The following is a 23,439-nucleotide window of genomic DNA, read 5'->3' on the forward strand; positions in this document are numbered from 1 at the left end:
ATCCGAGTCAGGACTGACTACGCTTGAAAGGGGCTAGATTGCCGGGAAGTTCCCGCCACGTCTCGTTGTGGCACGCCCCTTCATGCGGGAGCTTCTCGAGGCAATCCCTCTTGCCGCATCCTCTGCCGTGAAGAAGCTACCGATGCAGGATATCGGCAGAGGCACCATCGACCGACACCCTTGTGGTTTGCTCGTTTCCTTTCTCTCAGCAGGAGCCGTTCCATGGCATCGTCATCCTATCCCTCGACCTCCACCTGCCATCGCGAATCCCGTCAGCCTCCTACGCGATTGGGGGTGCTGGGCGTGGGAGAACTGGCGGAGTCTCTTCTGGTCGCGCTGGCGCGAGGCTGCCTGCGCGATGGGCGCTCGCGGCATGATCTCGAGTTCCACCTCTCGCCGCGCAATGATGTCCGCAGCCACCGTCTGGGCTGGCGTTTCGGTGCCGTCCGCCACGCCAGCAACGTCGCGGTATGCGAAGCCAGCCTCTGCGTGCTGGTCGGGGTCCGACCGCAGCAGCTGGAAGCGCTGGCCATGGAACTGCGTGAAAGCCGCGCTCTGAGCAAGGACCATCATCTGATGGTGATGGCGGCCGGTGTCTCACTCGCCAACCTGCAGCGCTGGTTCGCGCCGGCCAGGGTGGTGCGCGTAATGACGGGGCTGGCGGTGTCCGAGGGGCAGAGCGCGCTCACGCTCTATCCGGAAGACCCCCTCACGCGGGACCTGCTCAGTCCGGCAGTCCGGCAGGTGATTGCCTTCGAGGAAGAGGCCGCCTTCGAGGCCAGCATGCTGGCAGTCTGCGTGAATGCCTGGCAGCTGGCCCAGCAGCAGGCGCTGCTTGACTGGTTCCAGACTGTCCCCGGCATCACCGGACCGCAGGCCCGCCAGTTGTTGATGACCCAGATGCGTGATGCCCTTGCCCTGATGGAAGCCCACCCCGATACCCCGCCGGGCGAGCTTGCCTCGCGCATCGGCACGCCCGGCACCTGGACGGCACGCGGGCTTGAGCAACTGGGCGGCAAGGACGGTGCCCACCATCGGTGGCAGCAAGTGCTGGATGGGCTGAGAAGCGAGCTGAACTGATTCCATGTCCGTCGGTCATCACGGGCGGCGAGTCATGCTTTGCTGAACCCGTCTTTCCCGTGACCCGAGTTCCCCGCGTTCCGCGATTTTCTTACACTGGCAGTCAATGACATGCCTCAGGTGCGGCTGCGTACCTGAGGCATGGTCTTGTATTTCGACAGCTGGACGAGCCGTTGGCGGCTCATGACATGAGGCAGATGCGAGACATGGGAACCTGGTTGGCAGTAGCAGCGGGCGGCGCCATCGGCGCTCTTGGACGTTATCTGGTCAGTGGCTGGATCACGGGAACGGCGGGTCGAGGGTTCCCCTGGGGGACGCTCGGGGTCAATCTCCTCGGCAGCTGCCTGATGGGCTTCCTGTTCATCTGGGTGACCCAAGAGCTCAAGCTTGCGCCTGTCTGGCAGGCGATCATGGTGGCCGGCTTCACCGGCGCCTTCACCACCTTTTCCACCTTCGCCCTCGAAGCGCTCAATCTGATGATCAGCGGTCGCATGCTGGCAGGGCTGATCTACGTCGCGGTGAGCGTGGTGGCCTGTCTGGGCATGGTGGCGCTCGGCATGAAGCTCGCCCGCGCCCTGCTGTGAGCGACGGCCTGCCCCCGGGTGGCTGCCTCGGCATTGCGGCGGCTGCGAAGCGGGGCGTGGCTGAGGTAGACTAGTGCGCATGACCTTACCGTGCCGCGATGCGGCCTGAGTGAACTGACGAGAGAGCCTTCCCACATGCTGGACCCGAAACTTCTGCGCGCCGATCTTGACGCGACCGCCGAGCGCCTCGCACGTCGTGGCTATCAGCTGGATACCGAGGCCTTCGCCGCCCTGGAAGCGCGTCGCCGTGATCTGCAGATCGAGACCGAATCGCTGCAGAACGAGCGCAACACTCGCTCCAAGTCCATCGGCAATGCCAAGGCTCGCGGTGAAGACATCGCACCGCTGCTGGCGGAAGTCAGTGATCTGGGCGAGCGCCTCGACGCCGCCAAGAAAGAGCTCTCCGAGCTGCAGAGCAAGGCGGAGGCCATGGCCGCCAGCATCCCGAACCTGCCCAACGCCGACGTGCCGGAAGGCGCCGACGAGAATGACAATGTCGAGCTGCATCGCTGGGGCACCCCGCGTGAGTTCGATTTCGAGGTGCGTGATCACGTTGACCTCGGGGAACTCAAGGGGCAGCTCAACTTCGAGCTCGCCGCCAAGATCACCGGTTCACGCTTTGCCATCATGCACGGCTCCATCGCACGCCTGCATCGTGCGCTGGTGCAGTTCATGCTCGACAAGCAGACCCTCGAGCACGGTTACGAAGAGTTCTACGTGCCCTACATCGTCAACCGTGATTCCTTGATGGGCACCAGCCAGCTGCCCAAGTTCGAGGAAGACCTGTTCAAGCTCAATGACGATCGCGAATTCTTCCTGATCCCGACCGCCGAAGTGCCGCTGACCAACATGGTGCGCGACGAGATTCTCGACGCCAGCGATCTGCCGCTCAAGTTCACCGCGCATACGCCGTGCTTCCGCAGCGAGGCGGGTGCCTATGGTCGCGATACCCGCGGCATGATTCGCCAGCACCAGTTCGACAAGGTCGAGATGGTGCAGGTGGTCGAGGCGGACAAGAGCTATGACGCGCTGGAAGAGATGCGCGGCCATGCCGAGGCCATCCTGCAGGCGCTGGAGCTGCCGTACCGTGCCGTGACGCTGTGCACCGGCGACATGGGCTTCGCGGCGGCCAAGACCTATGACCTGGAAGTCTGGCTGCCGAGCCAGAATACCTATCGCGAGATTTCCTCCATCTCCAACTGCGAAGACTTCCAGGCACGTCGCATGCAGGCACGCGCCCGTGTCGAAGGACAGAAGAAGCCGCAGCTGGTACACACACTGAATGGCTCCGGCCTGGCGGTGGGACGTTGTCTGGTCGCGGTGCTCGAGAACCATCAGAATGCGGATGGTTCCATCAGCGTGCCGCAGGCGCTGCGCAGCTACATGGGCGGTGTGGACACCCTCAACGTCTGAGGCTCGCCGCGCAGCTCCGCTCGCGCCCTGAACCCCCGCTTCCTGCCGGAAGCGGGGGTTTTTCGTCTGCGGCTCTGCTACAACGTGCCTTCGGGGTCGTTATGCTTATTGGTTATTTTAGAGAGTGTTTCTTATGCTCTAAAATGCCGTTCATCGAAGGCTGCTACCCAGCCTCGCCCCGTTTGTGGATATGCCCATGGAATTTCTCAATCTCTCTTGTGATCCTTCACGACTCCAGCTGTGCCTGATCGGCGGTGGCCAGGAGGCGCTGGCGCTGGCCGAGCGCTTTGCCGGCCTGGGGGCGGATCTGTGTGTCTACGGCGATGCCCGAATGCCGGCGCTGGAGAGACTGTGCGGTCAAGAGGGCTGGGAAGTGGCCGATACGCTGTTGCCGGTGCCTGCACCCGGCCAGCTGTGGCTGGTCGTCACGGGTAGCGAGGGCCGGGACCGCGGTATCCTGCGCCACGCGCGTGAGCAGCATGTCATGGTGTTTGCGCCGCGTCATCCGGCGGACTCCAGCGTGCGTCTTCCGCCCCGGCTGGTCGCGGGCGAGGCGGTGTTGCCGGTGAAGGAGGAGGATCGCTTCACCGGCACGCATGGTCAGGTGGCGCTGGTCAGCGCCGGCCCCGGCGACCCGGAGCTTCTGACCCTCAAGGCATTGCGTCATCTGCAGCAGGCCGACGTGATCATCCATGATCGGCTGGTGAGTCACGAGATTCTGGCGCTGGCCAGGCCTGAAGCCCGCCGGCTGTATGTCGGCAAGGCGCGCAGTGACCACAGCGTGCCCCAGGAAGGCATCAATCAGGCACTGGTGGACTATGCGCGCGCTGGCCATCGCGTCGTGCGCCTCAAGGGCGGCGATGCCTTCATCTTCGGGCGTGGTGGTGAGGAACTCGAGACGCTGGCGGATGCCGGGATCAGTTTCGAGGTGGTGCCAGGTATCACCGCGGCCTCCGGTTGCGCCGCCTACGCCGGGATTCCGCTGACCCACCGCGATCATGCCCAGTCGGTGCGTTTCGTCACCGGGCACCTCAAGGATGGCAGCTGTGACCTTGACTGGGAGGCGCTGGCACGCCCCGCCCAGACCCTGGTGTTCTACATGGGGCTGGGCAGTCTGGCGCTGATCTGCGAGCAGCTGATCCACCATGGTCTGGCGGCCAGCACGCCGATCGCGCTGGTCGAGCAGGGCACTACCGCGCGTCAGCGCGTGCATGTGGCGACTCTGGCGGAGATGCCGGCACAGGTGGCGGGGCAGGGGCTCAAGCCGCCGACGTTGATCATCGTCGGGGATGTCGTCAGCCTGCATGATTCCCTCAAGTGGTTCTCGCCGACGGCCGACAGCAGCCTTGGCTGGGAAGATGGCAAGCACCCGACGCCGCTGGCCCAGGTGAACACTGCCTGAGAGAGGTGAGGCTTCGAGCATTCAAGTAATCAAGTACTCAAGACGCCGCCCCGGTTCCTGCCGGGGCGGCGTCTTGCGTCATGAGGTCTCGTGGCGCGCAGCGAGCGTCGCGTGGTACGCCTTGGGCCAAGGTCGAGATGACGCAGACAGCGATTGCGCCTATTGTTTCAAGCAATCGTTTGAATCGCGGGTCGGACCCTGTCAGCGCTCCAGCGGCGCAGTGTCACGACGGAAGGCTCGCGGCCGACAGTACGCCATCACGAACCACGCCGTTGCAAGACGTCGTCGGAAGAGACCTGCAAGGAGAGTCACATGGCCAAGTATCAGGCACCGCTCAAGGATGCACGTTTCGTGCTCAACGAGGTATTCGCGGCCGAGCAGGAATGGGCGACCATGGAGGCCACTTCCGAGGTGAATGCGGAACTGGCCGAGGCGATACTCGAGGAAGGCGCGCGCGTGACCCAGGCAGAGCTGCTGCCGCTGAACCTGAGTGGTGACGCCGAGGGCGCGCGCTTCGAAGAGGGGCGTGTCACCACGCCCAAGGGCTTCAAGGAAGCCTATCGGGTGCTCGCCGAGGGTGGCTGGATGGGGTTGGGCGGCAACCCTGAATACGGCGGTCAGGGCATGCCAAAGATGCTCACCGTGGCCTTCGAGGAAATGCTCTACGCCACCAATACCAGCTTCGCGCTCTACCCGGCACTGAATGCCGGGGCCTGTCTGGCGATGGACAGCCATGCCCCTGAATCCGTCAAGCGGGTCTTTCTGCCGCGCATGTACGCCGGTGACTGGCTGGGCACCATGTGTCTGACCGAGCCTCACTGCGGGACGGACCTGGGCATGATCCGCACTCGTGCCGAGCCCCTCGAGGGTGATGACCCACTGCTGGGGCTGCCACGTTATCGCATTACCGGCACCAAGATCTGGATCACCGGTGGCGAGCACGACATGGTCGACAACATCGTGCATCTGGTGCTGGCCAAGCTGCCGGATGCGCCTTCCGGCACCCGCGGCATCTCGCTGTTTCTGGTCTCCAGGCAACTGCTCGATGCCGAGGGACAGCCCGCGGCATCGAATGCGGTCAGCTGTGGGTCCATCGAGCACAAGATGGGCATCAAGGGCAGCGCGACCTGCGTGATGAACTTCGATGGTGCCGAAGGGGTGTTGATCGGCGAGCCGCACCAGGGGCTGGCGGCGATGTTCACCATGATGAACTACGAGCGCCTCTCCATCGGCCTGCAAGGGCTGGGACTGGGGGAAGTGGCCTATCAGAGTGCGATGGACTTCGCTGCTGAACGTCTGCAGAGCCGCGCACCGACGGGCGCACAGGCACCAGACAAGCCGGCTGATCCGATTCTGGTTCATCCTGATGTTCGCCGCATGGCGCTGGAAACCCGTGTCTGGAACGAGTCCGGGCGGGCCTTTGCCGTCTTCGTCGGTCAGCAGCTGGATCGCGTCAAGTATCACGCCGATGAAGCGGTGAAGGCTGATGCGGATGCACTGGTGCAATTCCTGACGCCGATCGCCAAGGCGCTGCTGACGGATCGTGGCTTCGATGCCACCGTCATGGCGCAACAGCTCTATGGCGGCAATGGTTATTGTGTGGAGTGGGGTGCCGAGCAGTACGTGCGCGATGCCCGCATCGCGATGATCTACGAAGGCACCAATGGGATCCAGGCGATGGATCTGGTCGGACGCAAGCTCTACCGCAATCGCGGGGCGTACGTGGCACGCTTTGCCGAGCAGGTCAGGGCCGAGCTTGAGGGGCAGGATGACGACGAGCGGACCCGGCCGTTCGCCGAGGCCTGCCAGCAGGAACTGGCGCGCCTGGAGTGTGTCGCCGAGCAGTTGCTGGCCCGTGCGGATGACAATCCCGAGGAGCTGGGGGCGGCAGCCTGCGATTTCCTCGACCTGGCCGGGCTGTGTGTCTACAGCTATCTGTGGTTGCGCATGGCGCGTGCCGCGGTACAGGGATTGGCGACATCGGGTGCCAGTGGGGAGGATTTCTACCGTCGCAAGCTGGCCATGGGCAACTACTTCGTCCAGCGGGTCTTGCCGCGCGCCGTCGCGCTGGAAGCCCAGATCGCGGCAGGTGCTGCACCGCTGATGGCCTTCCGTCTCGAGGATTTCGATCCGGCGCAGTGAGCCGTGCCGGTACGGCGAGCCATGCGATGATTCGGGCAACGGCTGATTCGTGACATTCTGAAAGCAACGCCCAGCGATCCTTCCGGATCGCTGGGCGTTTGCGTTTCAGGCGTATGCGTTTCAGGCCTTTGCATTGCAGATCTTTGCATGGCAGAGGGCGGACTCAGGCGTCGTCAGAGGAGGATTTGGATGCGAGAAGCCAGTCACGCAGGTCGGGAAACAGTTCGACAAGTACGAACAGCGGACCGATGAGAAGCTGGCGCAGGTCATCGAGAAATGCGGGTTTTCGCCCCTCGAGACGGTGGCCGATGATCTGACCGACCCAGGCAAGCAGGAAGATTGCCACCATCAACGGGACCACTGGCCAGCGTAGGCCAAGCATCGCGAACATCGCGGCAAGACTGATCAGGCTCCAGACCAGCATCACCAGCGATGCGCGCCACGAGAGTCGGGCATAGAACCCGAGCGCAGCGAGGGTCAGCAGGCCGCCGGGCAGCATCCACAGTCCCGCGCCGGGTTCGCTGGACATCCCCTGGCCCCCCAGCAGCCGCCAGACAAGGATCAGCGTCGCGGTGAAGATGAGCGGTACACAGATGAGATGCAGACGAATATTGTCGGGGTGCCGATGGCTGGCCGAGTAGTGGGCCAGCGATTCCTTGAGGCGCGCCTGAGCGCCAAGACCCATGTGCGAGTGCGATGAGATGCCCATGTGAAGATCTCCTGACAGACATGATGAGTGCCCGGCTGGCGCGTGCGCAGCGGGATAGGTGGCGTGGGGAGGTCAGAGAGCATTGGCGTGATGCAGCAAGGTCCGGCAACCCTGCTCACTTTCATCATAGCGTATCGTGTCGGCCGGCAGGGCACAGCGCGGCTGTCAGCCTGGCCGGTCTGGGGTCTGTTGCGCCAGCGCGGGCGAGAAGGCGACAGCGCTGGCGGCGAATTCAGAGGTGGAACTGACCACAGGCCTCAGGCTGATGCAGGATGGCATCGACACGGATGATGTCGCTCAGGCCATCCTCGCAGGGCAGGGTGATCTGCTCGCCGACAGCCAGTCCCAGCAGGGCGATCCCCAGGGGGGACATGATGCATAGCGGGGCTATGGCCGGCTGAAGGGAAGGCGCGGTGGAGCCGAAGGCGAACGGAATGCACTCCTCGCTTGCGGGGTCTGGATAACGCAGCATCAGTTCATGATGGCCAGAGCGAGAGCCGGTGAGGCGCAGATGACTGCGCATGCTGACGTGATTGTTCGGGAAGTCATCCGGTGGCACGATCTCCGCCTGAATCAGGCGGCTTTCCAGGCGGGTTGCCAGCTCGTCATCATGCTGCTGGCTATCGATCAGGCGCTGAATGCGATCCGCATCCAGACGGTTGATGATCAGACGTGGCCGAGTCATCTGCAGGTTCCTTGTCATCACGTCGCGTCGCGCTATGCTGCGCCGCAAGACGTCGCCAATCCTGGCATTGTTTTCGTGGGAAGCGGTTGGCGTCCGGGTGGCCCCGAGGTTCCTGTCAGCCGCAGGTCAATCCTATTCGCTTTTTCTCGTACAGGGGAGTCGTCTGATCACGACAGGTGATGAGGCGCTGTCATCTTTCCCTGCAAGGATATCGTCATGGCAATCGTATGGATCTATCCCTTGGCGGCACTGGCGGAAATTGCCGGCTGTTTCGCCTTCTGGGCGTGGTGGAAACTGGATCGCAGCCCTTTGTGGCTGATCCCGGGCATGATGAGCCTCGGTGCGTTTGCCTGGTTGCTGTCGCTGGTGGATGTCGATCAGGCGGGGCGAGCCTTTGCCATCTATGGTGGGGTATATATCGTCACCTCGCTGCTCTGGCTCTGGCTGGTGGAGCAACAGGTGCCGGGTCGCTGGGATCTGCTCGGCTCGCTGGTCTGCCTGCTGGGCAGTGCGCTGATTCTGTGGGGAGGGCGGGCGCAGTGAGTCCGCGGTCAGGCTCGCTGAGCCGGTCCCTGAACGCCTGGCGCTGATGGTGCGATCGTTCGCTGCAGCAGGCCGATCTTGTAGGACGAAGGTCCCATGACGGATGTCGAGAATGGAGGATTCCGTCAAGGCGCTACACCCCTTGCGCACCAGCGCGTTAGTATCAGAAGGACTCATGCTTTATTACCAGGATGCTGGATCACTGATGGATGCACCGAGACACCAACATGACAAGTGAACTGCTGTGGGGCCTTGGTGGGATAGTGCTTGGCGGCCTCGTCGGATTCTTGCTCGCACGCCATCTACCGCGTCGTCACGAGTGGAATGCTGCCGTGAGGCCACTGCTTGCGACACTTCGCGAGGCTGAGCCCGAGGTCATCGCCGGCAGACCGCTTGAGGTGCCCGGAGATCAGCTCGAGGCATTCCGTGCCGTGGCCTCGCACAAGGCGTTCTATCGCTTCACCAGCGGTGTCGAGTATCTGAATCTGCAACTGGCAGCGGCCGGTGAGGCGCATCATGATCGTCATGAGCAACAGGCACTTCTGGACGATGCGCGCCTGACGCTGGCGACGCTGCAGGACAGGCTGAGGCCTCGTTGAGCCAGACAAAGACAGAGAGGATGTCGTTTCCTCGATGCAAGCGGTTGGACGCTGAAAGGGGGCGCTGAAAGGGGGCGCTGAATCCGACAGGGAAACGACTGGAGTGTGACGACAGAGGGAGAAGCCAGGGGGAAACGGCTAGCGAGAACGGCAAGGGGAAATGACGGAGTACACAAGCCCGACGCCATGGGAATGCAGCGTGCGGCAAGCCACGACGAGAGATTGCGATACGCGTGAGAAGCACATGGAAAGTCGTATCCCATGAAAGGTCGCATCACACAGCAAGTCGCATCATGTGGACAGCGGACTGATGGAGCAGGGGATAGATCAGGAAAGACAGAGAGGATGCTTCGAGAGGGCATCAGCAGGATGTGCTGATGGTGCGGAAGGGGGGACTCGAACCCCCACACCTTGCGGCACCAGAACCTAAATCTGGCGTGTCTACCAATTCCACCACTTCCGCGAGAAGCTGGCGTGCATTTTACCTGCGATGCCTTTCAAGTCAATCGCTTGTGGCCAATTATCCCTTGAGGGAGGCCACAGCGACGGCTTGTCAGTCATGGTGGCCATGTTGGCTGCGTGACTCGAGTCCGCAGGGCAATTGCAGATAGCTCGCGGCGCGTTCTGCCGCATGGCGGCTGTCAGTGAGGTCATCATCACGCACCCAAGGCACCACGCCGAGACAGGGCGCTTTCAGCGTGCGCGACAACGTCGCCATGTTGTCTTCACTGACTTCCATGTCGGCTTCCAGATGGTTGATGACATAGCCTGCCACCTCAAGCCCATCGCGCTCGATGGCTTCCAGGGTCAAACGTGCATGATTGATGCACCCGAGTCTCAGGCCTACCACCAGGATCACCGGTAGCCCCAAGGCGATGGCCAGATCCGAGAAATCTTCCTCGTCATTGAGCGGAACGCGCCAGCCGCCTGCTCCCTCGATCAAGGTCAGGTCACGCGGGGCCGTCTCGCGCTGGTGACGAATGTGTCGAGAGATCCTGGCCACTTCGAGACTCACGCCTGCCTGGCGTGCGGCGATATGCGGCGCGATGGCCGGAGCGAATCGCCAGGGATTGATGCTCTCGTAATCCGCGGGCGGCTCGCACTGTGCCTGCAGCGACAGGGCATCGGCATTGACCAGCCCGTCGTGACTCTCGAAACAATCTGACGCCACGGGCTTGAGCCCGAGAGTGCTCAGGCCCCGCATGCGGGCACGAGCCAGCAAGGCGCTTGCGATGAAGGTCTTGCCGATTTCCGTGTCGGTGCCGGTCACGAAGGCCGCGATGCCGTGGGGGATGGCATGGGAGGCGGAAGGCTGGCTGGTATTGCTCAAGTGCGCTGATGGCATTTCGTTATCTTTCTGCAAAGTGTTCGCGTTGATGTCTGTCAGTCTGTGACTGATTTTTCCATGACAAGTTCAATGACTTGATAGCTTACAGGCAATCCTTGCGATGTGCGAAGCGCCTCGTGTCGGGCGGACGCCTGGGCCAGATCCGCACGTGTCAGGCGATACCCGCTCGCTGTCTGGGCGCCTATTCCCTTGATGGAGCGCATGACGGCCGAGACGTCAGGATAATGGAAGACATGACGATGTGTCTGGCAATGCACCTTGAGGCCAGTGCGCCGTGCCCAGTCGATCAGCTGCTCTCGGGAGGGAAAGTGTCGGACCGAGTCATCCTGTCGCTGCCAGGCATGGCGGATCTCTGCCAATGTGCCTGGTCCGAGCGTATTGATGTGCGCCCTGCCACCCGGCTTCAGTGCACGCGCAAGCTCCCCCAGCCAGTGGCGGGGGGTGGGGCACCATTGCACTGCCAGGCTCGAGAACACCAGGTCCAGACTGTTGTCGGCCACTGGCAGGCGCTCGGCATCGCCGCGCAACCAGTGGATAGGAGGTTGCGCGTTGCCTGGTGTCATGTGCCGAGGCGGCGTGTCGGGGGATCTCGAGGCCTCTCTGAGCATGGCCATCGACAGATCCAGCCCCAGGCAACGTGCGGTGGGGTAGTGGCACGCCAGCTCGCGTGTCCATTGGCCGGGGCCGCACCCCAGATCCAGCACCACCGCAGCATCCGGAAGCGTTGTCGGCAAGGTCTCGAACAATCGGCTGGCCATGACATGCTGGGCGCGTGCCAGGGTGAGGTATTCGCTCGCGCCGCGATCGAAGGCCTGAGCGATAAGCTGGCGCGACGACGCGTGGGGCAGGGTCACCATCTGCATCTCAGTCTTCTTCCCTTGCAACGACGACATGGCCCATGCGAGTCAGCAGGGCATCGGCCAGGTCATCATGGTGACTCAGTGGCAGACAATGTCCGCCGCAATATTCCACCACCTGATGGCCGTGATCACGCAGTGCCTCGGCAAGTCCCGGTGCCAGCAATGGATCATCCCGGCCCAGCCAGAACTCGAGATTCGGACCTGCTCGTGTCAGTGACATTCGCCGCGTGGCCAGCTCCTCGAGCCCTGCCGAGAGTGCATCGACAGAGCTTTCAGGGCGAGTGCCGATCAATTCACGCAACTGCCGCAGGCAGTCGCGCGGGTCAGGCTCGCCACTGGCCTGCCAGCGCAGGAAATGCTGCCAGCTGGCAAGCGGAGAGCGGGCAAAGGCTGTCTGGAAAGTGGTGAGCGTGGTGCTGGGCAGTGCCGGAAGGGGCGCCGGGGACCTGCGATGAGCAAGAGTCGTCTCGGGAGTCGCGTGATCCGGCGTGATGAACGCCGGCCCCATGGCCAACGCGATGAGTGCCACGGGCCGTTGGTTCATCGGCAGCGCAGTCGCGAGTGCCTCGGCGCGTAGCGCACCCAATGACCAGCCCAGCCACAGCGTGTCCGCTCCGCCGAGGTGCGAAGGAGCTGCTTCGGGATCGTCAGGCGCCGCAAGGGGCCAGTCTGCCGTCACGATCTCGATCGGGCGTGTCGCAGGTCCGGCAGTCCGCTCTCGTTCGGCAGCTTGCTGTCGCTCGGCCAGTCGCGTCTTCAAGGGTTGCCAGATGCGGGCATCGATACCCCAGCCGTTGAACAGCACCAGACGTGTCAATCGCGTCATGTCTCGGCCCCCGTGGTGGGTCTGGTAGTGCTCGATTCCAGCACCTCCCTGAGGGCGGCCAGCAGAGTCTCGACATCGTTCTCGCTGTGCGCGGCACTGAAGGTGAAGCGCAGGCGTGAACTACCGGCTGGGACCGTCGGGGGGCGAATGGCAGATACCAGAATGCCGCGCTCGCGCAGTGCCGCGCTCCAGGCAAGGGCACGAGTCTCGCTACCGAGTACCAGTGGCTGGATCGGTGTCATCGGGTCAGTGAGGGGCGAGGGGGCGCCTGCTGTCACCAGGGGCAGGCCGAGCGCCAGACCACTGCCTGCCAGCAGAGCTGCACACCCCTCGCGAAACTGTCGTACGCGCGCCGCCAGGTGCTCGCGTCGCTGTGGTTCCTGCTCGACGATATCCAGCGCTGCCAGGGTGGCGGCAGCGACGTGCGGGGGTTGCGCCGTGGTGTAGATATACGGGCGGGCCAGCTGGATCAGGCTTTCGATCAATGCCTCGCTGCCGGCGACGAAGGCGCCAGCGCTGCCCAGGGCCTTGCCCAGCGTGCCCACCAATACCGGCACTTCGGCCAGCGGAGTGTCCCGTCCGACCAGTCCTTCGCCGTGCTCGCCCAGCACGCCCACCCCATGCGCATCGTCGATCATCAGCCAGGCGCCATGGCGAGCACATGCCCGAGCGAGGCCCGTGATATCGGCACAGTCGCCATCCATGCTGAACACGCCATCGCTGATCACCAACCTGTCGTCGGCCTGTGAGCGTGCCAGCTGGCGCTCGAGATCCTCGAGGTCGCGATGATGGAAGCGGCGCGAGCGCACGGCTGAGTTGCCGGAGGATGCCAGCCGCGCGCCATCGAGGAGGCTGGCGTGGTTGAGACGGTCATGAAAGATCTCGAGAGTGCGCCCGGCCTCGCGCGAGGCGCTCGCGAGCGCATCGATCACGCCCAGATTGGCCATGAAGCCGGTGGAGAACAACAGCGCACGCGGGCGTCCGGTCAATTCGGCCAGACGGGCTTCCAGTCGGTGATGAAGCGTCTGGTGACCATTGACCAGATGGGCACTGCCGCTGCCGACACCGAATTCATGCGCCGCGCGACAGCCGGCCTCGACCAGTGCCGGGTGGTTGGCCAGCCCCAGGTAGTCGTTGGCGGTGAAGTTGAGCAGCGGACGTGCCTCTTCACCTGCTGCCTGTCCGGCGAGGCTGACGTGGGGCCCCTGTGGCGAATCCAGTGTCAGGCGCCGGCGATAGCGCCCGACCTGCTCGCGTCTGGCGAGCAGGTCGTCCAGGTGGGCGAAGCTTGCGCCGGCACTGGAGCGCGTGCGTGAGCGGGTGGGCATGTCGGTGGCCACGTGAGATCAGACCACCAGACCGCAGGGCTTGCGTTCACGGACGTGGCCTTCATCGCTGGCGGGCGTCGCCTCGCGGGTGGCATCGTAGAACAGGCTGCCTTCGACGTTGGCGCGCGCCTGTTCTTCCATGGCCGCCTTGAGCGCCGCTTCCCGCACATCGTCACTGGCGACTTCCTGGCGGGTTTCCGGGTGCAGGCCGAGGCGCTCGAACAGCTCGCGGTCACGGTTGGCCTGCGGATTGCCGGTGGTCAGCAGACGCTCGCCATAGAAGATGGAGTTGGCGCCGGCGAGGAAGGCCAATGCCTGGGTGGAATCGTCCATCTGCTCGCGGCCGGCGGACAGGCGCACGTGACTCTTCGGCATCATGATGCGTGCCACGGCGATGGCACGGATGAACTCGATGGGGTCGAGATCCTCGACATTTTCCAGCGGCGTGCCCGCCACCTTGACCAGCATGTTGATCGGCACCGATTCCGGCTGTGGTTGCAGATTGGCCAGCTGGCGCAGCAGGCCGGCACGATCCGTGGTGGTTTCCCCCATGCCGAGAATGCCGCCGGAGCATACCTTCATGCCGGCTTCGCGCACGCTGGCCAGGGTGTCCAGGCGCTCGCTGTAGCTGCGCGTGGTGATGATCTCGCCGTAGTACTCCGGTGAGGTGTCCAGATTGTGGTTGTAGTAGTCGAGGCCGGCATCCGCGAGCTTTCTGGCCTGATCGGTATCGACCATTCCCAGCGTCATGCAGGTTTCCAGTCCCAGTGATTTCACCTGACGCACCATCTCGGTGACCACCTCGAGATCGCGCTCCCGCGGGCTCTTCCAGGCGGCGCCCATGCAGAAACGGCTGGCACCGGCATCCTTGGCGGCGCGGGCCTGCTCGACCACCTTCTGGATCTCCATCAGCTTTTCCTTGCCCAGGCCAGTGTTGTAGTGGCCTGACTGCGGGCAGTACTTGCAGTCCTCCGGGCAGGCGCCGGTCTTGATCGACAGCAGGGTCGAGACCTGGACGGCATTCGGATCGAAGTGCTGGCGGTGGATCTGCTGGGCCCGGAACAGCAGGTCATTGAAGGGCAGGGCGAACAACGCTTCGATTTCCTCGACGCGCCAGTCGTGACGTACCTCGCCATCTGCGTTGGTCCGTTCGTCGTGCGAGGTTTGTGTGGTCACGCTCGGGGCTTCTACGGTCATGGGAGTGAGATCCTTCTTCAGGCAGGCAGTGAGACGCGTCAGGTGGCAGTCAGCGCCGGACGATCGCCAGTGTCTTCGGGTCAGGCGCACGCCGCCATCCAGTCCCGCGAGCGACGGCTGCCGGTCAGTCAACGCGATTTGTGAATGGAGGTTGACTGAAATGATAGAGTTTTCGCGAGTGCTGTCAACGCTGGAAGGTCTGCTGGTTGACAGGAGGCGTGTGTCACGCCCCTGTGCCTTCTGCCTACAGCAGCAACGAGGGCATGAGCATGGCAGGCACCCGAGGTGGCGCCATGGCGACTGGTGCGAGGCCTGTGAAGAGCGGATCGTGCGCAATCGTCATGCCTGCCTGTGCTGTGCCGAGCCGGTGGCCTCCGAGGCATTGAGTCAGGTGGCCTGTGCACGGTGTCTGCGGACGCCACCGGCCTATCAGCACGTGTACGCTCCATTGCGCTATGAGGGGCTGATCGCGGGTCTCTTCCAGCGTTACAAGGACCAGCATCAGAGGCGTGCCGGGCTCCTGCTGCGCCAATTGATGACGCGAGAGCTGGCCCCGTTCTGTCGGGAGTGGCTGGCAGCACGTCCCGAGGCATGGGTCATCCTGGTGCCGGGGGATTCGCGACGGCGACGAACGCGGGGGCATGAGGTGCTGGTGGAGCTGACGCGTGGTCTGCGGGTGCGGGAACGACAACGCGGTGACGTGGTGCGGATTCGCTCGGGACATGCGGCCGATGAGGATCAGCGTCTGCGGGGGCGGCGCGGACGTCTGAAGGCGCAACGCGGACGTTATGACATCAGCGCTCCTCTGCCGGAAAGCGTGCTGTTGATCGATGATGTCATGACCAGTGGCGCGACCCTCGACAGCCTGGCGCAGGCCTGTCAGCGGGCGGGGGCTCGAGAGGTCGTCGCCTGTGTGCTGGCGCGTACGCCGCCTGGTTCGCCATGATGCTATTGGTCTATGGCCTGCGGGACTGGCGGTGTGAGGGTCTAATCTCATAGCATGCAAGGTCCGGCAGCCGTTTGCTGGTCCATGCCCGAGGAATTGCCATGCCTATTGATCCTGTTACACCTGCTGATTCGCAATCATCCGGCACCTCGCGCGAGCTTGATGAGCGCGCCAACGGCAACACCTGGGAGGCTGCGTCATCCCGGGAAGGCGAACTGGACAAGCGTTCACATCCCTTTGATGCGCTTGCGCCGGATCGTGTCGTGGCCGCCGTCGAGTCGCTTGGTTTCTGGTTGCCCGGCGAGCCCTTCGCGCTCAACAGTTATGAGAATCGGGTCTATCACCTGGCCGATGATGACCGGCGGCGCTGGGTCGCCAAGTTCTATCGTCCGGATCGCTGGAGCCGCGCCCAGATCCTCGAGGAACACGCCTTTCTGGCCGAGCTGGAAGCCGAGGGCGTTCCCGGTGCGCCCGCCTGGGCGGATGCCAGGGGGGAGACCCTGCATCATCACGAAGGCTTCGACTTCGCGCTGTTTCCCCATGTGGTCGGGCGGGCTCCCGAACTCGAATCTCCCGAGCACCTCTACCATCTGGGAGAGCTGATCGGTCGCGTGCACGCCGTCGGACGTCAAGGCCTCTTCCAGGAGCGTGAAACGCTCACGCCACTGCGCATCCTCGACGAGAGTCGTGACAGCGTGCTGGCCTCCGACTGGCTGAGTGAGCGTCAGAGTGAAAGCTATCAGCGTGTCATCGAGGCGTTGCGCCCCCTGGTGGCGGAGCAGAGCTGGCCGCAGAGTGGCTTGCTGCGTGCGCATGGTGACTGCCATATCGGCAACATGCTGGGGCGGGATGACAGCTTCGCGCTGGTGGATTTCGATGATTGTCTCAATGCGCCTGCCATTCAGGATCTGTGGATGCTGTTGACGGGAGAGAGTGACCCCGAGCTCCACATGCAGTTGTCCGAGGTGCTGGAAGGATATGAGCAGCACTGCGACTTCAATCGCGGGGAGCTGAAGTGGATCGAGACACTGCGTACGCTGCGCATGGTGCGTCACAGTGCCTGGGTGGTACGGCGCTGGACGGACCCCGCCTTCCCGCAGGCCTTCTCGCATGTCGCGAGCCTGGGGTACTGGGATGACCACATCCGCAGTCTTGAGCAGCAGCGAGTCGTGCTTGATGCTCCTCGCTGGCTGGCGTGAGCCGCCCGCGCCGGAGACCGGTGGGCCATTCTTGAGTCCCATGACCCGACGCCCTTGACGCCTTGCGTTGAGGGCGTCGTCGTTGCGGCCTTGCGGGAAAGACGTGATCAGGCCTGCGTTGGAGGCGGGCCTGAGGTAGAATCTGCGCTGACATTGAACACTAACTTATACAAGATCAATTCAACGTTAAGGTATTGTATAAGTTATGTGCTTTACCCCTGCTATGCGTGCGCTCATGCGCGCCCCTGACCGATACCATAGGCAGACGGATGACCGAAGAGATTGCCAACCATTACCGCCAGATCATCACTGCATTGGGTGAGGATCCGCAGCGCGAGGGCCTGCAGGACACGCCCATGCGTGCTGCCAAGGCCATGCAGTTCCTGACCCATGGCTATCATCAGTCGCTGGAGGAGATCGTCAACGGCGCCGTCTTCACCTCGGACACCGACGAGATGGTACTGGTCAAGGACATCGAGCTTTACTCGATGTGCGAGCATCACATGCTGCCGTTCATCGGCAAGTGCCATATCGCCTATCTGCCGGCGGGCAAGGTGCTGGGGCTGTCCAAGTTCGCGCGCATCACCGACATGTACTCGCGCCGCATGCAGATCCAGGAAAACCTCACCAAGCAGATCGCTGAGGCGGTCCAGCAGGTGACCGGCGCACGGGGTGTGGCGGTGGTGGTCGAGGCGCGCCACATGTGCATGATGATGCGTGGCGTGGAAAAGCAGAATTCCAGCATGAAGACCTCCGTGATGCTGGGGGCCTTCCGCGAGAATCAGCCGACCCGTCAGGAATTCCTGACCCTGATCAGCTGATCCGATAGCCACGACGCCGCCTCTCGAGGCGGCGTCGTCGTCTGTGAGTCGTTTGTCTGACATCTCTTGTTCAGGAGTCCCCGTCGATGCCGATGCATGCCTTGCACGATGAACATCTCGATCATGATCTTGCCACCATTCGCATCAAGAACCTGCGTCTGCGCACCTATATCGGGATCAACGATGACGAGATCCAGAATCGTCAGGATGTCGTGATCAATGTGGTGATCCGCTACCGCGCCGCGCGTGCGGTTCAGTTCAACCACATCAGCGAAGCCCTCAACTATCGCACCATCACCAAGCAGCTGATCGCGCATGTCGAGGATGGGCGTTTCGCATTGCTCGAGCGCATGACGCGGGAAGTGCTGGATATCGTGATGCAGCATGAGCAGGTGCTGACGGCTCAGGTCGAGATCGACAAGCCGCATGCGCTGCGCTTCTCCGATTCGGTGTCCATCACCCTGTCGGACAGCCGGGAAGACCATATCCAGACGGCAAGTGTCGGACGCTAGACAGTCAGGAGAGACGGGATGTCAGGAGGGGCAGCATGATCGGAGAGATCACTCGGTTCGATGATGCCACCCAGGAGGGTGTCATCACGGATGACAGGGGCGCCGAGTACGTGTTCGATCTTGTCGGTTGGCGCGGCCGCGGTCTCCCGGGGCCGGGACTGGCGGTGGATTTCGAGGTGCGTGACGGGCGTGCGAGCCAGGTGTTCAATGCGCGGGTCAAGCAGCAGAAGGCGCGGCGTGTCGTGTCGATGCCGCCGGAGCGCGAGCTCGGTGAGGTACCGCCGTCGTCTGTCGGGGCCGGCAAGCAGCCATCCGGCCGACGCGAGTGGCCCATGGGGCGTGTGATCACGGGGCTGGCCATGGCAGCACTGGTGCTGGCAGGGTTGTGGTTCTGGCACTGAACCCGCATCTAGGTTCTATTAGGCTAGTCTTGAATAGTCTCGGCTAGCGCTCAACGCCGCCTCGATCCACCTGCATGCCTCTGGAGTCTTCATGGAACATCTCAACGATACCAGTCTCTTTCGCCCCTTTGCCTATATCGATGGTGGTTGGGTCGCCGCGGATTCCGGTGAGCAGATAGAGGTCGACAATCCGGCCACCGGCGAGATCATCGGCCGAGTGCCTCGCCTGGGCTATGCGGAAACCGAGCGTGCCATCGAGGCGGCCCAGAATGCCTTCGCTGACTGGAAGGAAACCCCCGCGCTGGAACGTGCCGACATCCTGATGAAGTGGTACGCCCTGATGCAGGAGCACAAGGATGACCTGGCGCAGATCATGACCCTGGAGCAGGGCAAGCCACTCGCCGAATCCGCCGGTGAGATCCAGTATGCCGCCAGCTTCCTGCGCTGGTTCGCCGAGGAAGGGCAGCGAGTCTACGGTGATACCATTCCGGCAGCCAAGCGTGATCAGCGCATCATGGTGCTCAAGCAACCCGTCGGTGTCGTGGGGGCGATCACGCCGTGGAACTTCCCGTCATCGATGATCACCCGCAAGGCGGGTGCCGCATTGGCGGCGGGCTGCCCCATCGTGGTCAAGCCTGCCAGTCAGACTCCCTTCTCGGCGCTGGCGCTGGCGGTGCTGGCGGAGCGCGCTGGTGTGCCGCGTGGTGTCTTCAACGTGGTGCCGGGCTCGGCCAGGGATATCGCCAAGGCGATGACCGATTCGCGTCTCGTGCGCAAGGTCACCTTCACCGGCTCCACCGAAGTTGGCCGCGGACTGATGGCCAATGCCTCACAGCATATCCAGAAGATCTCGCTCGAGCTTGGCGGCAATGCGCCCTTCCTGGTGTTCGAAGACGCCGATCTCGATGCGGCGGTGGAAGGCGCGATGGCAGCCAAGTTCCGCAACGCCGGCCAGACCTGCGTCTGCACCAATCGTTTCTTGGTGCAGTCCAGCGTGGTCAATGCCTTCAGCGAGAAGCTGGCAGCGGCGATGAATGCCGAGTTGACCGTTGGCAACGGCATGGAAGAGGGCGTCAAGGTCGGCCCACTGATTGATGGTGACGCCGTCGAGAAGGTCACGGATCACGTGCAGGATGCTCTCGACAAGGGGGCCGAGCTGCTGCTGGGCGGTCATCCGCATCCACTGGGTGGCAGCTTCTTCACCCCGACGTTGATCTCGCAGGTGACGCCGGAGATGAAGGTGGCCCGTGAGGAAACCTTTGGGCCGCTGGCAGCCATCTTCCCCTTCGAGAGCGAGGAAGAGGCCATCGAGATGGCCAACGATACCGAGTTCGGGCTGGCCAGCTATTTCTACAGCACGGATCTCAAGCGTGTCTGGCGCGTGTCGGAAGGTCTGGATTACGGCATGGTCGGTATCAACACCGGACTGATCTCCAACGCCGCCGCGCCCTTCGGCGGCACCAAGGCATCGGGGCTGGGCCGTGAGGGCTCCAAGTATGGCCTCGAGGAGTACATGGAAACCAAGTATCTGTGTCTCTCACTTGGCTGATCCGTTCGTCATCGGATCTGCGACGTTGATCCCTGCTTGAGCCCTTCATCCTTGAACGTGGCATCGTCGATGGATGGCCAGCGCTCAAGGCAATGACCGGACACGACATCAGTTGCAAAAAGCCCGCCCGGGACACCGGGCGGGCTTTTTCATGTCATTCAGTCATCCGGCCTGTTGCTGCCAAGCGTGTCTGCAATCTATGGAATTTTCGCTGCTGCTGAGAGAGCGTCATGCGCGAGAGGGGGCAATCTCGCGACAAGAGGCCCATGCGTCATTGGTCGTAGAGGTGAGGGGTCTCGGGCATTGATCGCGCTGCGCGTGTCAGACCAAAGCGGTATGCCGCCGTCTTTTACCGCAGATCAGGGACAAAGACAGGTGTGCTTTGTCGGCATTCTCTTACTTGTGGATATGCTTATTTACGCTACAGTCAAAGAGCGGGACCTGTGGTGATAGTCTTCAAGGATTGAAGACAGGGCGAGTGGCGTGGCGGACGCGACTTGCCCTTTTTTATGGCCGGTTCCCAGCTCAGTATTGTCAGCCCGCACTTCTCAGTTCTCCCTTCTCAGCCCTCACTCCTCACTCCTCACTCCTCGCTCTTCAGCCCAGCGGTGACAGCCCCATTCCCGCCACCAATCCTTCCAATGCATGCCGGCCGGCAATCGAGTTGCCATAGCCGTCCAGGCGCGGCGACCACACACAGATGCTCATCTGTCCCGGCAGGATGGCGATGATGCCGCCGCCGACACCACTCTTGCCCGGCAGGCCCACGCGCCAGGCGAAGTCTCCCGCCGCGTCATAGAGCCCACAGGTCAGCAATAGCGCATTGAGCTGGCGTGTCTCCAAGGGTGAGACCACTTCCTTGCCATCCAGCGGATTGACGCCACGATTGGCCAGGAAGGCGAAGCTGCGGGCCAGCTCCACGCAGTTCATCGATACCGAACAGCTGTGGAAGTAGGTGTCCAGCAGGTCATCCACATCGGAGTGCACGTTGCCATAGGCCTGCATCAGGTAGGCGAGCGAGGCATTGCGTGCCTTGTGGTCCATCTCGGAGCGCGCCACCTTCTCGTCGAAGCCGATGTCGGGGCTGCCGGACAGGCGTCTGAGTTGTTCACGCAGGGTGTTCTGGATCGAGACGATGCGCGAGACCAGCAGGTCCGTGATCAGCAGTGCCCCGGCATTGATGAACGGGTTGCGTGGAATGCCGTTCTCGACCTCCAGCTGCATGATCGAATTGAACGCCTGGCCAGAGGGTTCACGTCCCACGCGTGACCAGATCTCGTCGCTTTCCAGACGCTGCATCGCCAGTACCAGTGCGTGGACCTTGGAGATCGACTGGATCGAGAAGCGCGTGTGTGCATCCCCGGCATACTGGACGCGGCCATCGACATGACAGACGGCAATCCCGAACTGATCCGGGTCCACCTGCGCCAGGGCCGGGATGTAATCCGCGACCTTGCCCTCGTTGAAGCAGCGGCTGGCATCATTGGACAGGCGTTCAAGCAGCGTCTGGAGGGCATCAGAGTCGAGTGGCGGCGTCATGGCGACCTTGAGGAGACAGAGTGGATGGGAATGCAATCGCATGGTACGGCTGCGCATTCTACCCAATCCTGTGGGCTGTGGCGCGTGGTGATCCGAGCGCTTGATAGCCAGCCCTTATCAGCGGGGTAGGGCAAAGTGATTTCAAGTTGCAGATGAGACTCACTATCATTCATTACATCGAGGCAACAACAGGTTGCCCACCAAGAGACACGCGACGCGCTGGGGTTCAGCGTCTCGCTGAGCACAGACCGCCCGGAGGGCAGCCAACATGATCAAGACATTGACCTTTGCCAGCATGCACTTCTCCATCGCCTTCGGTGTCACCTACCTGCTGACCGGTGACATCGTGGTCGGCGGTCTGGTCGCCATCGTCGAGCCTGCGGTCAACACCGTCGCCTTCTTCTTCCACGAGAAGGTCTGGAATCGTGTGACTGCCCGTCGTCAGCAGGCAGCTGAACAACAGGCCAGCCGCCCCTCCGGCATGAATGGTGCGGTATTGGCGAGCTGAGGACACTTGCGTCGGCAAGGGTGGGCACCGCAGAATCGAGCGATCTTTCCTCGGAGCCACCCATGCTGAAGCTTGCCTCTCGCCCCGTCCGTTTCTCTCGCCTGTCCTGTCTGCGCCAGCGTCCTCTCCTCCAGGGGGCGCTGGCGTTGCTGTTGGGGCTTGCCGGCAGCATGGCTGTCGTCGAGTCCGTGGCTGCCGATGAGACACGCGATTATCACTACAGCGACGCCCACCTGCACTTCGTCGACTTCTTCCAGCAGGGCGATGGCCTGGGGGCCTTGCTGGATGCCATGGATGAGGCGCAGGTGGATCATGCCCTGATCACGGGCATCGGTGTCGCCAAGAAATGGCAGCAGGACGCGCCCAAGAAGCCGCGTTACTACATGGGTGATGATGGGCCGGTCTACTGGTACTCCGGTACCGATTACATTCTGGCCGAGGCGTTGACTCGCGCTCCCGAGCCGGTCCAGGCGCGTTTCTCGCCGTTCATCACCGGCTTCAACCCCACTGATCTGAATGCTGCCGATGAGATTCGCCAGTTGATGGCGATCTATCCCGGCTTCTGGAAAGGCATCGGCGAGGTCTTCACGCGTCATGATGACCTGACGCGCCTGACCGAGGGCGAGACGCCACGAGCCAATCATCCCGCCTTGAGAAAGGTCTATGCGCTGGCGGCGGAGAAGGGCCTGCCGGTGATGGTGCATTCCAATGTCACCAGCAAGCGTGAGGGGTATGAGGGGCTGTATCTCGAGGAATTCGAGAGTGCGGTGCGCGACAATCCGGACACGACCTTCATCTGGGCACATGCGGGTACCAGTGCCGAGCTCAATCGTCGCCTGGGGCGCATGACATGGCTGCACGGCGAGATCGAGCGCATGCTGGAAACCTATCCCAACCTGAATATCGACCTGTCCTGGTCAGTGCTGGAGCCGTATCTGCTGGATGACAAGGGCCAGCCGCGCCCGCGCTGGGTCAAGCTGGTCGAGCGCTTCCCACAGCGCTTCGTGCTTGGCAGTGACGTGGTCGGGCGCTTCGGCTCGGTGGGCGATATCCTGGCAAGTTACACGCCATTCCTCGATGCCCTGTCGCCACAGACGGCGCACAATGTCGCCCGTGACAACTTCCTGCGCCTGGTCAGACTGCCTGTCGAATAGGGGCAGGCGTTGATGCCCCGGCATACGAAAAGCCCCCGTCAGCGATTCGCTGGCGGGGGCTTTTTCGTGAGCGTCAGAGAGGCTCACACATCAT

General features: G+C 62.8%; 23 protein-coding genes and 1 tRNA gene. 15 read left to right on the forward strand and 9 right to left on the reverse strand.

Translation table 11 applies throughout. The features are described from left to right. Nucleotides 1-222: 222 nt before the first annotated feature. From OW493_RS00700 to OW493_RS00720, 5 genes are all read left to right on the forward strand, one after another. The gene (locus tag OW493_RS00700; RefSeq protein WP_077371804.1) at nt 223-1,080 is read left to right on the forward strand and encodes a hypothetical protein; all 858 of its coding nucleotides are present in this window, start codon (nt 223-225) and stop codon (nt 1,078-1,080) included. Between the two features lie 197 nt (nt 1,081-1,277). After that, nucleotides 1,278-1,664: a fluoride efflux transporter CrcB gene (gene crcB / locus OW493_RS00705; protein WP_289862823.1), complete on the forward strand. Its 387-nt coding sequence runs from the start codon at nt 1,278-1,280 to the stop codon at nt 1,662-1,664. Between the two features lie 135 nt (nt 1,665-1,799). After that, a complete protein-coding gene (serS, locus tag OW493_RS00710; protein WP_077371807.1) occupies nt 1,800-3,077 on the forward strand; it encodes a serine--tRNA ligase in 1,278 nt (425 codons plus the stop codon). A 196-nt stretch (nt 3,078-3,273) separates the two neighbouring features. Next, a complete protein-coding gene (cobA, locus tag OW493_RS00715) occupies nt 3,274-4,479 on the forward strand; it encodes a uroporphyrinogen-III C-methyltransferase (RefSeq protein ID WP_308457317.1) in 1,206 nt (401 codons plus the stop codon). Nucleotides 4,480-4,791: 312 nt separating this feature from the next. After that, nucleotides 4,792-6,621, forward strand: coding sequence for an acyl-CoA dehydrogenase C-terminal domain-containing protein (locus OW493_RS00720; RefSeq protein ID WP_289862826.1), 1,830 nt, complete (start codon nt 4,792-4,794; stop codon nt 6,619-6,621). A 163-nt stretch (nt 6,622-6,784) separates the two neighbouring features. Here the strand turns inward: OW493_RS00720 and OW493_RS00725 are convergent, their stop codons facing one another. Further along, nucleotides 6,785-7,330, reverse strand: a complete 546-nt coding sequence (locus OW493_RS00725; protein WP_205632710.1) for an Mpo1-like protein — start codon at nt 7,328-7,330, stop codon at nt 6,785-6,787. 232 nt (nt 7,331-7,562) lie between these two features. Then, nucleotides 7,563-8,015 (reverse strand): hypothetical protein, encoded by a 453-nt coding sequence (locus tag OW493_RS00730; protein WP_077371816.1) that lies wholly within the window; start codon nt 8,013-8,015, stop codon nt 7,563-7,565. A gap of 216 nt (nt 8,016-8,231) precedes the next feature. On the opposite strand from OW493_RS00730, the gene OW493_RS00735 reads away from it, so the two are divergent. Continuing rightward, nucleotides 8,232-8,558 (forward strand): YnfA family protein, encoded by a 327-nt coding sequence (locus tag OW493_RS00735; RefSeq protein WP_077371819.1) that lies wholly within the window; start codon nt 8,232-8,234, stop codon nt 8,556-8,558. 332 nt (nt 8,559-8,890) lie between these two features. Then, the gene (locus tag OW493_RS00740; protein ID WP_136938304.1) at nt 8,891-9,157 is read left to right on the forward strand and encodes a hypothetical protein; all 267 of its coding nucleotides are present in this window, start codon (nt 8,891-8,893) and stop codon (nt 9,155-9,157) included. Nucleotides 9,158-9,535: 378 nt separating this feature from the next. On the opposite strand, the gene OW493_RS00745 is transcribed toward OW493_RS00740, so the two are convergent. The 6 genes from OW493_RS00745 to bioB all read right to left on the reverse strand — a co-directional run bounded on the left by OW493_RS00745 (nt 9,536) and on the right by bioB (nt 14,716). Beyond that, nucleotides 9,536-9,620: transfer RNA gene (locus tag OW493_RS00745), tRNA-Leu, on the reverse strand. Nucleotides 9,621-9,710: 90 nt separating this feature from the next. Continuing rightward, nucleotides 9,711-10,502, reverse strand: coding sequence for a dethiobiotin synthase (bioD, locus tag OW493_RS00750; RefSeq protein WP_077371825.1), 792 nt, complete (start codon nt 10,500-10,502; stop codon nt 9,711-9,713). Nucleotides 10,503-10,540: 38 nt separating this feature from the next. Next, a complete protein-coding gene (locus OW493_RS00755) occupies nt 10,541-11,368 on the reverse strand; it encodes a methyltransferase domain-containing protein (protein ID WP_289862829.1) in 828 nt (275 codons plus the stop codon). 1 nt (nt 11,369) lies between these two features. Then, on the reverse strand, nt 11,370-12,191 hold the full coding sequence (locus OW493_RS00760; RefSeq protein WP_289862831.1) for an alpha/beta fold hydrolase: 822 nt from the start codon (nt 12,189-12,191) through the stop codon (nt 11,370-11,372). Next, nucleotides 12,188-13,519: an 8-amino-7-oxononanoate synthase gene (locus tag OW493_RS00765; RefSeq protein ID WP_289862833.1), complete on the reverse strand. Its 1,332-nt coding sequence runs from the start codon at nt 13,517-13,519 to the stop codon at nt 12,188-12,190. Before OW493_RS00765 ends, OW493_RS00760 begins: the two co-directional genes overlap by 4 nt. 18 nt (nt 13,520-13,537) lie before the next feature. Next, nucleotides 13,538-14,716 carry a biotin synthase BioB gene (bioB, locus tag OW493_RS00770; RefSeq protein WP_077371834.1) on the reverse strand — a complete coding sequence of 393 codons (1,179 nt, stop codon included), beginning with the start codon at nt 14,714-14,716 and terminating at the stop codon, nt 13,538-13,540. A 328-nt stretch (nt 14,717-15,044) separates the two neighbouring features. Between bioB and OW493_RS00775 the strand changes: the two genes are divergently transcribed. The 6 genes from OW493_RS00775 (at nt 15,045) to OW493_RS00800 (ending at nt 20,144) form a co-directional block, all read left to right on the forward strand. Then, nucleotides 15,045-15,662: a ComF family protein gene (locus OW493_RS00775; RefSeq protein ID WP_289862836.1), complete on the forward strand. Its 618-nt coding sequence runs from the start codon at nt 15,045-15,047 to the stop codon at nt 15,660-15,662. Between the two features lie 101 nt (nt 15,663-15,763). After that, a complete protein-coding gene (locus OW493_RS00780) occupies nt 15,764-16,861 on the forward strand; it encodes a serine/threonine protein kinase (RefSeq protein WP_077371839.1) in 1,098 nt (365 codons plus the stop codon). A gap of 269 nt (nt 16,862-17,130) precedes the next feature. After that, nucleotides 17,131-17,682, forward strand: a complete 552-nt coding sequence (gene folE, locus OW493_RS00785) for a GTP cyclohydrolase I FolE (protein ID WP_077371842.1) — start codon at nt 17,131-17,133, stop codon at nt 17,680-17,682. A gap of 86 nt (nt 17,683-17,768) precedes the next feature. After that, the gene (gene folX / locus OW493_RS00790; RefSeq protein WP_077371844.1) at nt 17,769-18,194 is read left to right on the forward strand and encodes a dihydroneopterin triphosphate 2'-epimerase; all 426 of its coding nucleotides are present in this window, start codon (nt 17,769-17,771) and stop codon (nt 18,192-18,194) included. A 35-nt stretch (nt 18,195-18,229) separates the two neighbouring features. Then, complete coding sequence (locus OW493_RS00795) at nt 18,230-18,595, forward strand: hypothetical protein (RefSeq protein WP_289862838.1); 366 nt, start codon at nt 18,230-18,232, stop codon at nt 18,593-18,595. 91 nt (nt 18,596-18,686) lie between these two features. After that, nucleotides 18,687-20,144 carry an NAD-dependent succinate-semialdehyde dehydrogenase gene (locus tag OW493_RS00800; RefSeq protein WP_084209170.1) on the forward strand — a complete coding sequence of 486 codons (1,458 nt, stop codon included), beginning with the start codon at nt 18,687-18,689 and terminating at the stop codon, nt 20,142-20,144. A 597-nt stretch (nt 20,145-20,741) separates the two neighbouring features. Here OW493_RS00800 and glsB read toward each other — a convergent pair. Then, a complete protein-coding gene (gene glsB / locus OW493_RS00805) occupies nt 20,742-21,740 on the reverse strand; it encodes a glutaminase B (RefSeq protein ID WP_254696424.1) in 999 nt (332 codons plus the stop codon). A gap of 211 nt (nt 21,741-21,951) precedes the next feature. Between glsB and OW493_RS00810 the strand changes: the two genes are divergently transcribed. Both OW493_RS00810 and OW493_RS00815 read left to right on the forward strand, forming a co-directional pair. Beyond that, nucleotides 21,952-22,191, forward strand: coding sequence for a DUF2061 domain-containing protein (locus OW493_RS00810; RefSeq protein ID WP_077371853.1), 240 nt, complete (start codon nt 21,952-21,954; stop codon nt 22,189-22,191). 62 nt (nt 22,192-22,253) lie between these two features. Continuing rightward, entirely contained in the window at nt 22,254-23,345 is a 1,092-nt protein-coding gene (locus OW493_RS00815; protein ID WP_289862841.1) for an amidohydrolase family protein, read from the forward strand. The last annotated feature ends 94 nt before the right edge of the window (nt 23,346-23,439 follow it).

Source organism: Cobetia sp. 14N.309.X.WAT.E.A4 (assembly GCF_030397495.1).
Classification (GTDB): Bacteria; Pseudomonadota; Gammaproteobacteria; order Pseudomonadales; family Halomonadaceae; genus Cobetia; species Cobetia marina.